The sequence below is a fragment of the Bradyrhizobium sp. WSM4874 genome (genome assembly GCF_055811835.1).
The window spans coordinates 42,284-56,446 of sequence record NZ_JBVVPR010000018.1 but is presented as its reverse complement, the minus strand read 5'-3'; the positions used below and the strand labels follow the sequence as shown (position 1 = coordinate 56,446).

Sequence of the window (14,163 nt, the reverse complement as noted above, 5' to 3'; positions counted from 1 at the left end):
TAGTGCCATGACCACCCTCACCGGCGGCGAAGCGATCGTAAGCGGCCTTGTCGCCCACGGAGTCGACACCGTGTTCGGCCTGCCAGGCGCGCAGGTCTACGGTCTGTTCGACGCCTTCCACCAGGCTCAGCTCAAGGTGATCGGCGCGCGGCACGAGCAGGCCTGCGGCTACATGGCGTTCGGCTATGCGCGCTCCAGCGGCAGGCCCGGCGTGTTCAGCGTGGTGCCGGGTCCCGGCGTGCTCAACGCCAGCGCGGCACTGCTCACCGCCTTCGGCTGCAACGAGCCGGTGTTGTGCGTCACCGGCCAGGTGCCGACGCAGTTTCTGGGCAAGGGCCGCGGCCACCTGCACGAGATGCCGGACCAGCTCGCGACCTTGCGCACCTATGTGAAATGGGCGGACCGCATCGAATATCCCGGCAACGCGCCGACCACGGTCGCGCGCGCCTTCCAGGAGATGACGTCCGGACGGCGTGGCCCCGCCTCGGTCGAGATGCCCTGGGACGTCTTCACCCAACGCGCGGACACGGCTGCAGCACAGGTGCTGGAGCCCTTGCCCGCGCCGCAGCCCGACCCTGATATGATCAAACAGGCGGCCGCGCTGATCAAGAACAGCAAGGCGCCGATGATCTTCGTCGGCAGCGGCGCGATCGAAGCGCGCGAGGAAATTCTCGAACTCGCCGAGATGATCGACGCACCTGTCGTCGCCTTCCGCAGCGGCCGCGGCATCGTCTCCAATGCGCATGAGCTAGGACTCACGATGGCGGCGGCCTACAAGCTATGGCCGACAACCGATTTGATGATCGCGATCGGCACGCGCGCCGAACTGCCGGCGTCAGGCTTCCGCTGGCCGTATCAGCCGAAGGGGCTGAAATCCATTCGTGTCGATATCGATCCCGCCGAGATGCGGCGGCTCGCCTCCGATGTCGCTATCGTCGCCGACGCCAAAACCGGCGCGGCCGATCTCGTCGCCGCCGTGAAGAAGGCCGGCTACGCCAGGACCAGCGGTCGGCGGGGAGACATCCGGGAAGTGACTGCGACGGCGCAAGCCGAGATCCAGCGCATCCAGCCGCAGATGGCGTATCTCAACATCCTGCGCGAGGTGCTGCCGGCGAACGCGATCGTGACAGATGAATTGTCGCAGTTTGGCTTCGCCTCCTGGTACGGCTTCCCGATCTACGAGCCGCGCACCTTCATCACCTCAGGCTATCAGGGCACGCTCGGCTCGGGTTTCCCGACCGCGCTCGGGGCCAAGGTCGCAAATCCCGACAAGCCGGTGGTGGCGATCACCGGCGACGGCGGCTTCATGTTCGGTGTGCAGGAGCTCGCCACCGCCGTGCAGTTCAACATCGGCGTGGTGACGCTGGTGTTCAACAACAACGCCTACGGCAATGTCCGCCGCGACCAGCGCGAGCGCTTCGACGGCCGCGTGGTGGCGTCGGATCTGGTCAATCCGGATTTCGTCAAGCTCGCGGAGTCGTTTGGCGTCGCATCCGCGCGCGTCACCGCGCCGGACCAGTTCAAGGCGGCGATGGAGAAGGCGCTGGCCCATGGCGGGCCGTATCTGATCTCGGTCGAAGTGATGCGAGATTCGGAAGTCAGCCCGTGGACGTTCATCCACCCGCCGAAGTCTTGAGGTGAACGCCGCCCTGTAGCCGCGCCGCCGCGATCACCAGCAGGCCCGCGCCTGCGACCGCCCAGCAGGCGACCGGGGCCCAGTGCAGCAGCGGCGCGTAGTCAGGCATTTTCTGCAAGCCGCCGGCGACCGCCGCCATCCGCGCGAAGGTCCCGACTGCCAGCGCCGAGAAGACGAGGCCGGTCACCTTTCCCTCCGCGCCGGTCGAGCCGATCGCCAACGCGGCCGAGATCGCGCTCATCAGCATGCAGCCCCACGCCGCGCCGGCGAGAAACTGCGCGACGATCAGCGTGTTGAGGCTGCCGGCGAATTCGGCCGCAGCAATCGCGACCGCTCCAAGCAGTCCGGCCGCGCCCATCACGATCACGCCGCCACGGTGCTTGACGACGAGGCTTGCCGGAAACATCGCAATGTTGAAACCGATCCAGAACACCGGCATCAGCCATTGCAGCTCATCCGGCTTGGCAAAGCGCAGGTAGAACGGCGCGCTGTTCAGAGCGAAGTGCAACTGATAGCCGAGCGCGAGCGCCACCATCGCGACGATGAAGGCGATCGGCACAAGGCCAAGCGGCTTTGCTGCCTCGGCCGGTGTCGGCGGCGCGGTGTCGCGGGCCACGTCGTGCTCGATCCGTGACAGTCCGAGCGCGGTCAACAGCAGCACTGCGCTCGATATCACGAAGGGTAGCCGCGCGTCGTGCTCGCGCAGCACCACGCCGAGATAGGGCGAGACCGCGCCAGCGACGCCATAGCCGAGCATCGCGAGCGCGGCGAGGAACGGCACCTGCGGCCGGGCGCGGTATCTGCCGAGCAGGGTCAGCGGTGGCGCGCGCAACGCGGACGAGGTGATCGACCAGACCACGATCAGGGCAATGAACCACCCCTGCGCGGCCACGCCGCGCCCTGCGACGAAAGGCAGCGCGACGAACGCGCCGCAGGAGATCGCGGCCAGGAGCCCGACGAACAGGCCAAGCCTGCCGAGATGGGGAGCGATCTTGTCGGCGGCGATCCCCATCACGGTATCGGCGATGGTGAAGATCGCCTGGTCCAGCATCAGGATGAAGATGACGGCTGACGGCGCGATGCCGACCTCAGCCGCGAGCTTTGGCAGATAGACGACGTAGGTGGTCCAGCCAAGCGTGAACGCCAGTTGCAGCACGGCCAGATACAGGCCGGTGCGGTTGGCCGCGCCAGTGCCGGCCGAGAGCTGTGTGGTCGCCATATCGCCGTCTCCCCCGCCGGAAGCTTAGACGAGCGGGGGCTGCGAGGAAACGCGTCAGCGGACCTTTCGGAACGTCAAATTGATCCGCTTGCGCCCGAGCAGCGCGTGCTCGCCGTCGGAGAGCGGCGCCACGCCGTGATAGGCGAGCCTGCTGGGCCCGCCCCAGACCACGACGTCACCATGCACTAGCCGGAAGCGCCGCGGCTTGTCGCTGCGCGCCATGCCGCCGAACAGGAAGGTCGCAGGTAGGCCGAGCGAGACCGAGACGATCGGCGCTGAATAATCCAGCTCGTCCTTGTCCTGATGCAGTGACAGTCGCGTGCCGGGCTCGTAGCGGTTGACGAGGCAGGCATCGGGCGCGAAGCCGGCAAAGCCGCCCTGCTCCGCCGCACGGCGGGCGAGATCGCGGAGCACGGGCGGCATCGCCGGCCACGGCGCGCCGGTCCGCGGGTCGATGGGATCATAGCGATAGCCGGTATGATCGGTGATCCAGCCGCGCTCGCCGCAATTGGTCATGGCCACCGACATCAGATGCCCGCCGGGCGTGGTCATGCGACGGAACGGCGACTGCGCCACGATGGCGCGCACGGCTTCGATCAGCTCGCTCTCGATCGGCTTGACGAAGCCGCGCAACAGCACAGCGCCGTCGGCGATCTCCTCGCGTGACGGCTGCGCCTCGGCAACATTGTCGAACAGATCAGCCGTCAATCGCAGCGCTCATTTGGCATCGTGAAAGATCACACCCAGCGTGTGGCGCTGGCCAGAGCGAATCCGGCTGACGCCATGGCGGAGATTAACGCGGTAGGTGCCGCGTGTCCCCTGCACCGGGCGATGATGCACAGCGAAGGCGACCGCGTCGCCCTGCGCAAGCGGAACCACCTCGGCGCGGGACTGCATGCGCGGTCGCTGCTCGGTCAGCACGAACTCGCCGCCGGTGAAATCGCGGCCGGGCTCGGACAAGAGGATCGCGACCTGGAGCGGGAACACGTGCTCGCCATAGAGATCCTGATGCAGGCAGTTGAAATCGCCCGTCTCGTATTGCAGCAGCAGCGGCGTCGGCCGCGCCTGCCCGGCCTCGTGGCAGCGTTTCAGAAATGCCGCGTGTTCGGCGGGGTAGCGGATGTCGATTCCCATCGCCTCGTTCCAGCGATTGGCGACGCCCTGGAGATGCCCGTAGAGCGCCGGGCGCAGCTGCGCGATCAGGTCGGGCAGCGGATAGGAGAAATATTTGTACTCGCCGCGGCCAAAGCCGTGGCGGCCCATGACGATGCGGCTGCGGAAGTTGGCGTCGTCGGGATAGAGCGCGGCGACGGCGCGGCATTGATTCGGCGCGAGCAGGCCCTTCAGGACGGCGCTGCCATGGGTGTCGAGTTCGCCGGTGATCTGGGGCCAGTCGAGGGCATCGACGCGAGCGGCAATATCCGCTGATGGGGACTGAGGCGATTTGCGTGCTGTTGCTGTCATGGCTCTGACTTTCGCAAGCCCACCCGCCCTCTGCCACCCGATTCCCGACTCTCTCCTCGTCATTGCGAGGAGCTCTTGCGACGAAGCAATCCAGACTGCCACCGCGGAACCAGTCTGGATTGCTTCGCTTCGCTCGCAATGACGGTGCGGAGGCGTATCAGCCTCGCACCGGCAGCGTCACCACGTCATAACCGTGCCTAATCGTCCGCTTCAACACGGGGTCTTCCAGCTCGAAATCGAAACGGTCGGCGGGCCGGATGCCGCCCTTGGCTGCGAAGGTGCCGCCGAACATGGCGCAGCCATCGGGGAATTTTCCACCCTCGAAGCCACGCGCGATGAGGCCGGCGACCGGCAGCATCGCGTCGAGCGTGCCCTCCTGGTAGAGCACGCGCTCGCCCTTGATCGTGGCCCAGGAGCGCAGGATCATCCTGTCCCAATGGCCGATGACGTCCTCAAGCTCCCACAGCGTGGATGCGATCGGCTTGTCGCACATCTGCTTGGACACCGTGACGTTGTAGGCCTCGACCTTGCGGTCGGTGTGGTCGGAGCCGCAGCCGACGAAGATGCGGCCCTGCCAGCCGATCAGCACGAACTCGACTTCGCCGGAGGAATCGCCGCCGGTGCACTCGATGCTGTCTTCCTGGGTCAGCCGCCGCGCCGAGGCGCGATAGTAGATCGGCGTCGAGGCCGGCGGGGCGATACCCATCTCCTGCAGCTCGGCAATGTGCTTGTCGCGCGCGACCGGATCGCGGCCGGTCCAGCCGGCGATGACCATCTGGTCGATCGCCAGCGTCAGCGGCGTGGTGGTGTCCTGGGCGTCAACGGTGAAAGTCAGGTCAAACACGAATTACGGCCTCCATGCCGGCAGCAAGCTCGAAGATACGGCGGTCCGATCCGCCCGCGCCCGCCAGCATCAGACCGACGGGAATCTCACCCTCGCGGTGCGCCGGCAGCGAGATGGCGCAGCCGTCGATCATGTTGATCAGGGTGCAATTGCGGAGCGCCCGCAGGTTTTCCCTGGTGAACGCCTTGTCGTCGGCAAGATCCGATATTTTCGGCGGCGTGTTGGCGGTGGTCGGCAGCACCAGCGCGTCATAGGACGCGATGCGCGCATTGACGCGGGCGATCAGCGAGCGGCGCTCGTTGAGAAGATCGATGTAGTCCGCCGCGCTCTGCGCTTCGCCGCGCATGATACGCACGGAGACTCTGGGATCGTAGACGTCGCCCTTGGATGTGAGCAGGTAGCGATGCCAGGCGTAGCTTTCGGAAGCCGCAAAGCCACCCTTGGCGTTCATCGGTCCGATGTCGTGAAATTCGGCCATCTCGATGCGCTCGATGATCGCACCGTGATCGGCGAGACTCTTGAGCGCCCGCTCGAATGTCCCGGTCACAGCCGCGTCGAGATCGTCGAGGGCGACGGTGGTCGGCACCGCAAGCCGCATGCCCTTGACAGGCCGCGGCTTCAGCGGGGCGATGGGCTCGTTCGCGAGCACGGCATCGAGAATGGCACAGCAACTGACCGATCGTGCCAGCGGCCCGATGCTGTCGAGCGAGAACGACAACGGCACAGCCCCATCGAGCGGCACGCGCCGCTGCGTCGGCTTGTAGCCGACGATGCCGTTATAGGCCGCCGGAATCCGGCAGGAGCCGCCGGTATCGGTGCCGAGCGCGCCATGCGCCATGCCGTCGAGCACGGAGACCGCGGCGCCCGAGGACGAGCCGCCGGGCACGTGGCCCTCGGCCCGGTTCCAGACGCCCTTTGGCGTGCCGTAATGCGGATTGATGCCGATGCCGGAATAGGCGAACTCGGTCATGTTGGTGCGCCCGATCACGACGAAGCCGGCCTTGCGCAGCCGCGCCACCGTGGGGGCATCCTGTTCGGCCGGCGAGGAATCGTCGAGCGCGCGGGAGCCGGCGCGCGTCACCTGGCCCTTGATGTCGAAGAGATCCTTGATCGAGACCGGGATACCGGCATAGCGCGAGGGCGCTGCCTTCACCTTGCGCAAACCATCCATCGCATCCGCCGCCACAAGCGCGGCATCCTTGTCGACATGGATGAAGGCACGCGGCCCCTCGCCGGCCGGATCGGCGATTTTGGCGATGCAAGCCTCGACCAGCTTGCGGGAGGTGGTGCGGCCGCTTTCGAGGTCTTCGGCGAGCTTCGTCAGTGTCGGAAAATTGGGCATGTCTGTCTCACGGAATATTTGCGCGCAATGTATAGCGCTGCCTCACTTCGACACAAGCATTGTGCGCATGATGGCATGCATGCGCATTGCTGGACCGTTGACGCGCCATGGTCGATTGTCGCATCAAGATCGCAACAGCCGGGCTTCGCTTGGCCTTGGGAGGACCTGCCGAGATGGCCGAACCGCGGCGCGCGCGACCGAAACCGACGCCGGAGACCCAGCATTTCTGGGACGGCACCAAGGCGGGCGAGTTGCGCCTGCAGCGCTGCGACGCCTGCGCGCATGTCTATTTCCCGCCGCGCCCGTTCTGCCCGTCCTGCGCCTCGCGCAAGGTCAGCATCTTCAAGGCGAGCGGCAAGGGCTTTCTCTACAGCTACGTGATCAACCACCGTCCCGCCGCGCCCGGCTTCGCGCCGCCTTACGCGATCGCGGTGGTCGAGCTTGCCGAGGGGCCGCGGATGATGAGCAACATCATCGACTGCCCGCAGACGCCGGAGGCGCTCGAACTCGACATGAAGCTCGAAGTCGCCTTCGAAGCTCTCGACGACAAGATCACCCTCCCCGTATTCCGTCCGGCGAAGGGATAGACCATGCGCAGCAACCAGGTTGCCGTCGTCGGCGCGGCCGAGACCACCGAACTCGGTGTCATCCCCAACGCCTCGCAGCTCCAGCTTCACGCGGACGCGGCGCTCAATGCCATTGCCGATGCCGGACTGAAGCTGTCCGACATCGACGGCTTCGCCACCGCGGTCGAAACGCCGCAGCAAGTCTGCCACTATCTCGGCATCAAGCCGACCTGGGTGGACGGCACCTCGGTCGGCGGCTGCTCCTTCATGCTGCACGTCCGCCATGCCGCCGCGGCGATCGAGGCTGGCCTCTGCAAGACGGTGCTGATCACCCATGCCGAGAGCGGCAAGTCGATGATCGGCAAGGCACCGCGTTCGATCCCCGCCGACAGCCTGCAAGGCCAGTTCGAGGCGCCGTTCGGCGTCTACGGCCCGCCCAGCATGTTCCCGATCCCCGTGCTGCGCTTCATGAAGACCTACGGCATCACGCACGAGCAACTGGCCTCGGTCGCGGTGGTGCAGCGGGAATGGGCGGCGAAGAATCCGCGCGCGATGATGAAGGATCCCATCACCGTCGCAGACGTCCTCAACTCGCGCATGATCGCCTATCCGTTCCGCCTGCTGCAATGCTGCCTCGTCACCGACGGCGGCGGCGCGCTGATCCTGACCTCGGCCGATCGTGCCAAGGATTTCCCAAGGAAGCCGGTCTACATCATGGGCACCGGCGAGAGCGTGGAGACGCCGATGGTCAGCCAGATGGAGACGTTCAACTCCTCGCGCGCGTTCAAGACCGCGGGGCCCCTCGCCTTCAAGGAGGCCGGCATCGCACATAAGGACGTCGATCATCTCATGATCTACGACGCGTTTGCGCATTTGCCGCTGTTCGGCCTCGGCGATCTCGGCTTCATGCCGCACGAGGAAACCGGCAAGTTCATCGCCGACGGCAACACGCGCCCGGGCGGCAAGCTGCCGCTCAACACCAATGGCGGCGGCTTGAGCTACATGCATTCGGGCATGTACGGCATGTACGCGCTTCAGGAGAGCGTGCGGCAGATGCGCGGTATTGCGCCGGCGCAGGTCGCCAACGCGAAGATTTCGGTGTGCCACGGCGTCGGCGGCATGTTCGCCGCGTCAGGCACGATCGTGTTTACGAACGAGAGGTAACGCACCGTCATTCCGGGGCGCGCGCAGCGCGAACCCGGAATCTCGAGATTCCGGGTCTGGTGCTTCGCACCATCCCGGAATGACGGGCAAAACAGGAGACATCCACATGAGCAAATCACTGCAAGACAAGGTCATCATCGTCACCGGCGCAGGCCGCGGCATCGGGCGGGAGATCGCGCTGCTTTGCGCTGGCGAGGGCGCCAAGGTCGTTGTCAACGATCCCGGCGTCGCCGCTGACGGCGCCGGCACGAGCGCCGCGCCCGCCGAGGAGGTGGTCGAGGAGATCAAGAAGCGCGGCGGCACCGCGGTTGCCAATTTCGAGTCGGTGGCCGAAGCCATTCCCGCCAGCAAGATCGTGAAGACCGCGACCGATCATTTCGGTCGGCTCGACGGCGTGGTCAACAATGCGGGCATTTTGCGCGACATGATCTTCCACAAGATGAGCGTGGAAGCGTTCGAGGCTGTCATCAAGGTGCATTTGATGGGCTCGTTCTATGTCAGCCACGCCGCGGCGCGGATCTTTCGCGAGCAGGAGTCCGGATCGTTCGTGCACTTCACCTCGACCTCCGGCCTGATCGGCAATTTCGGACAGGCCAATTACGCCGCCGCCAAGCTCGGCATCGTCGGCCTGTCGAAGTCGATTGCGCTCGACATGGGCCGCTTCAACGTCCGTTCCAACTGCGTCTCGCCGTTCGCCTGGACTCGAATGATCGGCACTATCCCGACCGAGACCGAAGCCGAGAAGGCGCGCGTCGAGAAGATCAAGCAGATGGGACCGGAGAAGATCGCGCCGGTCTGCGCCTATCTGCTCTCCGATGCCGCCAAGGACGTCTCCGGGCAGATCTTCGGCGCACGCATGAATGAGCTGTTCCTGTTCAGCCAGAACCGTCCGCTGCGCTCGGTGCATCGGAGCGAAGGCTGGACGCCGCAATCGATCGCGGAACACGGCATGCCGGCGCTGAAGGGATCGTTCTACAAGCTCGACCGCTCCGCCGACATCTTTCCCTGGGATCCCGTGTAAGCGAATTCCACTTTTGCTGCATTGCGATCTCCGGTTGTCCAGCCGGGGATCGCCCGCTTTACGCCCGATTGCAGGCGGACAGTTTTCTCCCAAGCAAAAAAATGGGAGGCGACTAATGACAAACCCACTGACCATCTCCACCGACGTCAATGAGCCTGTTCTCGCGCGCCGCACCCTGCTGAAGGGCGCTGCAGCAGTCGCGGCGACGGGCGTCACCATGACCGCAGCCCTGGGGGCGTCCGTAACGCCCTTGGGCCAGACGGGTGCACCGACAAGATCGACCGCGCCATTACCGTTGGGACCACTGCCGGGCAGCCGTTATCCGGACGCCCATTTGGAATCCGCCAAGAAGGGGCCGCCATCATTCGGGCCCCCCGGCTTTCCCGCCTTTGCCGGCACCATGGCGGTCGAGCGCGTCGCAACGGGCTTCCGCTGGGCCGAGGGGCCCGTATATTTCGCGGCCGGGCGATACCTGCTGTTCAGCGACATTCCGAACAATCGCATCATGCGCTTCTCGGAGGACGACGGCCACGTCAGTGTCTATCGCCAGCCCTCGATGAACTCGAACGGCAACACGATCGATCGCGAAGGACGCCTGATCACGTGCGAGCACAGCGGTCGGCGCGTGACGCGCACCGAACTCGACGGCTCGATCACCATCATTGCCGACAAATTCAACGGCAAGCGACTGAACTCGCCGAACGATGCGGTCGTGACGGCCGACGGCGCGATCTGGTTCACTGACCCGGCCTACGGCATCGGCGGCTTCTACGAAGGAATCAAGGCCGAGCCCGAGCAGGAGAAGAAGAACGTCTACCGAGTCGATCCCAAGTCCGGTGACGTCAAGGTCGTCGTTGACGACTTTGTGGAGCCGAACGGACTCGCTATTTCGCCGGACGAGAAGAAGCTCTACATCTGCGACACCGGTTTCACCGACGGACCGGACAATCCATCCCATATCCGCGTGTTCGATCTCGACGTCGCCGGGGCAAAGGTGTCGAACAGCAAGGTGTTCGCTGAGATGCCGAAACCGAGCATCACCGATGGCGTCCGCTGCGACACCGAAGGACGCGTCTGGTGCTCGGTGGGCTGGGGGGACGCAAACGAAGACGGCGTACGCTGCTATACGCCCTCGGGCGACTTGCTTGGCAAGATTCATATTCCGGAAACGGTCGCTAATTTGTGCTTCGGAGGTCAGCAGCGAAATAGGCTCTATATTTGTGGCTCGACATCGCTCTACGCCGTCTACACGAGCGTACAGGGCGCAATGAAGCCGTAGAGAATAATAGAGTGGCGAGTAGCGAATAATTTGGACGCGCGCCGGTTCGCTACTCGCTTCTCAACCCGTATTCCTCAAGCCCGCCGAGATGCCGTTGATCGTCAGCTGAATCCCGCGCAGCACCTGCTCGTCCGGGTTCTGCGCGCGATGCTCCTTCAGCAGTTCGACCTGCACATGGTTGAGCGGGTCGAGATAGGGGAAGCGGTGGCGCACCGAGCGCTCCAGCAGCGGGTTGCCCTGCAGCAGACGGTCTTGGCCCATGATGTCCAGCAGCGTCTCGATGCAGGAATGCCATTCGCGGCGGATACGGCCGAAGATTTTTTCGCGGAGCGCTTCATCCGGCACGAGCTCGGCATAGCGCGAGGCGATCGCGATCGAGCTCTTGGCCAGCACCATGTCCATGTTCGACAACAGCATGCGGAAGAACGGCCATTCCTTGTAGAGCTCTTTCAGGAACGGCATGCCCTTGTCGGGATGCTCCGCGATCCATTGCTCGACCGCGCTGCCGAATCCGTACCAGCCGGGCAGCATCAGGCGGCATTGTGCCCAGGAAAACACCCAGGGGATCGCCCGCAAATCCTCGATCGCTCGGGTCTTCTTGCGCGAGGCCGGGCGGCTGCCGATGTTGAGGGTCGCTATCTCGTTGATGACCGTGGATGCCCAGAAATAATCGACAAAGCCGTCGGTCTCGTAGACGAGGCCGCGATAGGCCTTGAAGGCGAGGTTTGAAAGCTCGTCCATCGCGGTCAGATATTCGCGCCGCGGCGCGCTCTGGCGCGGATGCAGCAGGCTCGCCTCCAGCGTCGCAGCGGCCAGGATCTCGAGATTGTTGCGGCCGACTTCGGCGTTGGAATATTTCGACGAGATGATCTCGCCCTGTTCGGTGATGCGGATCTGGCCGTTCACTGCCCCGCCGGGCTGCGCAATGATGGCGTCGTAGCTCGGTCCGCCGCCGCGACCGACCGAACCGCCGCGGCCATGGAACAGGCGCAGCCGCACGCCATGGCGCTCGAACACGTCGACGAGGCCGATCTCGGCCTTGTAGAGCTCCCAACCCGAAGTGACGAAGCCGCCATCCTTGTTCGAGTCGGAATAGCCCAGCATGACCTCCTGCACGCTGCCGCGGCTGTCGACCAGGCGGCGATAATCATGCAGCGAGAGCATGCGGTCCATGATGGTGGAGGACGCCTGCAGATCCTCGATGGTCTCGAACAGCGGCACGATGTTGATGGCGCTGCGCCCGGAGGGATGCACCAGCCCCACCTCCTTGAGCAGCACCGCGACCTCGAGCATGTCGGACATGCCCTTGCACATCGAGATGATGCACTGGGGGATGGCGTCCGAGCCGAACTTCGCATGCGCTTCGGCGGCGGCATGGAAGACGTTGAGCTCGCCCATGGTCTCGTCGCTGTACTTGACGAATGGCGACACCAGCGAGCGCGTCGAGCGCAACTCATTGGTGAGCAGCGAGATGCGGGCGTCCTCGCCGAGCGCGAGATACGACATGCCGGGGTTGGCGGCGTCCATCAGCTCGGCGATGGTGCGCTCGTGCACCGCCGAGTTCTGGCGGATGTCCAGCCGCGCCAGATGGAATCCAAAGCAGTCCACCGCACGCCGCAGCAGCCGCAGCCGGCCGCGGGCGATGACGCCGGCGTTGTTGGAGATCAGCGAGCGGTGCAGCACGTCGAGATCGGCCTTGAACTCCCCGACGCTGTCATAGGGAGCGCCCTTGCCGACCGGCCGACGGGTGATCTCGACCTGAAGCATTTCGGCCGTGGCGGTGAGGCGCGCATAGATGCCGGAGACCGCAAGACGATACGGCTCGCCGCTCCGATGCGGCGAGGTATCGGGCGAGCGCTCCGCGAGCGTGCGCAGCTCCTCGGAGACGTCGGCGAGATGCGCCGCGATCGACAATTCCGAGCCGAGCACGTGCAGCTCATTGAGATAGAACTGCATCACCCGGCTCGACTGCAGCCGCAGCGTGCCGCGCATGACGTCGGCGGTGACGAAGGGATTGCCGTCGCGGTCGCCGCCGATCCAGCTTCCCATGCGCAGGAACGAGGCGAGCTCGCCCGCGGCCTGCTGGCCGCCCTCCTCCAGCCGGTCCTCCAGCCCGTTGACCAGCCGCGGCACCTCGCGGAGAAACGTGTAATCGTAGAACGATAGGCCGTTAGCGACCTCGTCGAGCACGGTGAGCTTGGTCCGGCGCAGCAGATTGGTCTGCCACAGCGTCAGCACCTCGCGGCGGAGCTGCTCGTCGCTGGCGGCCGCCTCGTCCGCCGTCAGCGCGACGCGCTCGCGACGATCGAGCAGGCCAGCGACCTCCATCTCGCGGTCCATGGTGCTCTTGCGGCGGACCTCGGTCGGATGCGCGGTCAGCACCGGGCTGACCAGCGCGCTCTTGAAGAAGTTGCGCAGGGCATCGGCACCGATGCCCGCCGCCCTCGCATGGGCGAGCGTCTCGGCCAGCACGCCGGAGCCGCCGCCCTTGTTGGCGCGCATCTGCCGGATGTTGTTCTGGTCTTCGGCGATGTTGGCGAGGTGGGAGAAATAGCTGAAGGCGCGGACGATCCGCACCGTCTCCGAGGTCGACATGCTGTCGAGGATCTGCTCGAGCTCGCGGCGGGCGAGCCGGTCCTCGTCGCGGTGGAATCGGATCGAGGTCTGCCGGATGCGCTCGACCAGGTCGAACACATCGGCGCCCTCCTGGTCACGCACGGTGTCGCCCAGGATGCGACCGAGCAGGCGGATGTCGTCGCGCATCCGCGCATCCGCCTCCAGCGCCTGGACATCCTCGGGGCGGTTGGGGCGTTGGTCGGCGGTGTCGGATGGTAATGTCTGGAGGGACATGGCTCGCTCCCCTGGTTCGAGCTCGCTTGACTGCCCGGCTCAGCCGAGTGTGCGATATTTTTCTACCGCAGTGCAAGGTGAACTTCGTGGCGGCGCACACCGCCGGGGGCGGTCGTGTCCCGGACGCGCTGCAGCGCCCTTAAGCGTTGCTGCGCAGAGCCGGGGCACGAGAGATTTGCCTGTAACGCATCACTGCACACGTCCGCGGTCTCGCGGCGCGAGCGCCCGAGTTTTGCTGTCCGTTTCGCCCTCGTCGAGAAGAAGGGCGCAGGGAAGGCCGGGCGCCGGCTGGCACCCAGGGTCCGCACGCGAAAAACGCACGCGGGGGTGACCACAGGTGATGCCGGAACATCCGGCCTTCCCTGCGCAATGGTTTTACGGCTTATGGCGCGCTCTCCCCGGGGAGCGATGCACTATTGCCCCCGTCGCCTCGCGGATGATCGATGCGCGCACCCGGTCGGGCCGCACATCACCGCAAGCCTTGACGCACAGACCCCGGGCGTCAGGACCACACGCTTTTGCCGTCCGCGGACGTCCCTCCCCGAACATCCGGAAGCTTGCGCGTGCTCGCTCCCGAAGCCGAAAAGAAGCGCTGTGACAGCTCCGGGTCGTTCGCGCAGATCGTGATGGCTCACGGGGGTCGCCCGCCCTGCCACCTCGTCACGCGCCGGCGCTGCCGCGTCCATCGCATCCCGGCTCACGTATCGTGACGATCGCGAAACGCCCTTTTTAGCGGGCCAGGATGCCTGCGGTTTACCCGAAGAGATGAATTCGGTCA

Annotated in this window: 11 protein-coding genes; 5 read left to right on the top strand and 6 right to left on the bottom strand. The window is 65.5% G+C overall.

Going from position 1 to position 14,163, the window contains the following annotated elements; all coding sequences use genetic code 11:
* Positions 1-7: 7 nt before the first annotated feature.
* Positions 8-1,636 (top strand): thiamine pyrophosphate-dependent enzyme, encoded by a 1,629-nt coding sequence (locus AC0L3P_RS19705; protein WP_473304168.1) that lies wholly within the window; start codon positions 8-10, stop codon positions 1,634-1,636.
* Here the strand turns inward: AC0L3P_RS19705 and AC0L3P_RS19700 are convergent.
* The 5 genes from AC0L3P_RS19700 to AC0L3P_RS19680 form a co-directional block, all read right to left on the bottom strand.
* Positions 1,614-2,855, bottom strand: coding sequence for an MFS transporter (locus tag AC0L3P_RS19700; protein WP_473304166.1), 1,242 nt, complete (start codon positions 2,853-2,855; stop codon positions 1,614-1,616). The genes AC0L3P_RS19705 and AC0L3P_RS19700 overlap by 23 nt on opposite strands.
* A 54-nt stretch (positions 2,856-2,909) precedes the next feature.
* Positions 2,910-3,563 carry a DNA oxidative demethylase AlkB gene (gene alkB, locus AC0L3P_RS19695; protein WP_354206987.1) on the bottom strand — a complete coding sequence of 218 codons (654 nt, stop codon included), beginning with the start codon at positions 3,561-3,563 and terminating at the stop codon, positions 2,910-2,912.
* Positions 3,564-3,572: 9 nt separating this feature from the next.
* On the bottom strand, positions 3,573-4,319 hold the full coding sequence (locus AC0L3P_RS19690) for a 2OG-Fe(II) oxygenase (protein WP_473304162.1): 747 nt from the start codon (positions 4,317-4,319) through the stop codon (positions 3,573-3,575).
* Positions 4,320-4,476: 157 nt separating this feature from the next.
* Positions 4,477-5,163, bottom strand: a complete 687-nt coding sequence (locus AC0L3P_RS19685) for a DUF2848 domain-containing protein (protein ID WP_473304159.1) — start codon at positions 5,161-5,163, stop codon at positions 4,477-4,479.
* On the bottom strand, positions 5,156-6,505 hold the full coding sequence (locus AC0L3P_RS19680; protein ID WP_473304157.1) for an amidase: 1,350 nt from the start codon (positions 6,503-6,505) through the stop codon (positions 5,156-5,158). Before AC0L3P_RS19680 ends, AC0L3P_RS19685 begins: the two co-directional genes overlap by 8 nt.
* Before the next feature lie 173 nt (positions 6,506-6,678).
* Between AC0L3P_RS19680 and AC0L3P_RS19675 the strand changes: the two genes are divergently transcribed.
* The 4 genes from AC0L3P_RS19675 to AC0L3P_RS19660 all read left to right on the top strand — a co-directional run bounded on the left by AC0L3P_RS19675 (position 6,679) and on the right by AC0L3P_RS19660 (position 10,535).
* The gene (locus AC0L3P_RS19675; RefSeq protein WP_473304154.1) at positions 6,679-7,092 is read left to right on the top strand and encodes a Zn-ribbon domain-containing OB-fold protein; all 414 of its coding nucleotides are present in this window, start codon (positions 6,679-6,681) and stop codon (positions 7,090-7,092) included.
* A 3-nt stretch (positions 7,093-7,095) separates the two neighbouring features.
* The gene (locus AC0L3P_RS19670) at positions 7,096-8,235 is read left to right on the top strand and encodes a thiolase C-terminal domain-containing protein (protein ID WP_473304150.1); all 1,140 of its coding nucleotides are present in this window, start codon (positions 7,096-7,098) and stop codon (positions 8,233-8,235) included.
* A gap of 106 nt (positions 8,236-8,341) precedes the next feature.
* Positions 8,342-9,256: an SDR family oxidoreductase gene (locus AC0L3P_RS19665; protein ID WP_247288650.1), complete on the top strand. Its 915-nt coding sequence runs from the start codon at positions 8,342-8,344 to the stop codon at positions 9,254-9,256.
* Positions 9,257-9,371: 115 nt separating this feature from the next.
* Positions 9,372-10,535 carry an SMP-30/gluconolactonase/LRE family protein gene (locus tag AC0L3P_RS19660; RefSeq protein ID WP_473304147.1) on the top strand — a complete coding sequence of 388 codons (1,164 nt, stop codon included), beginning with the start codon at positions 9,372-9,374 and terminating at the stop codon, positions 10,533-10,535.
* Between the two features lie 60 nt (positions 10,536-10,595).
* Here AC0L3P_RS19660 and ppc read toward each other — a convergent pair whose 3' ends face one another.
* The gene (gene ppc / locus AC0L3P_RS19655; protein ID WP_354056392.1) at positions 10,596-13,385 is read right to left on the bottom strand and encodes a phosphoenolpyruvate carboxylase; all 2,790 of its coding nucleotides are present in this window, start codon (positions 13,383-13,385) and stop codon (positions 10,596-10,598) included.
* Between the last annotated feature and the right edge of the window lie 778 nt (positions 13,386-14,163).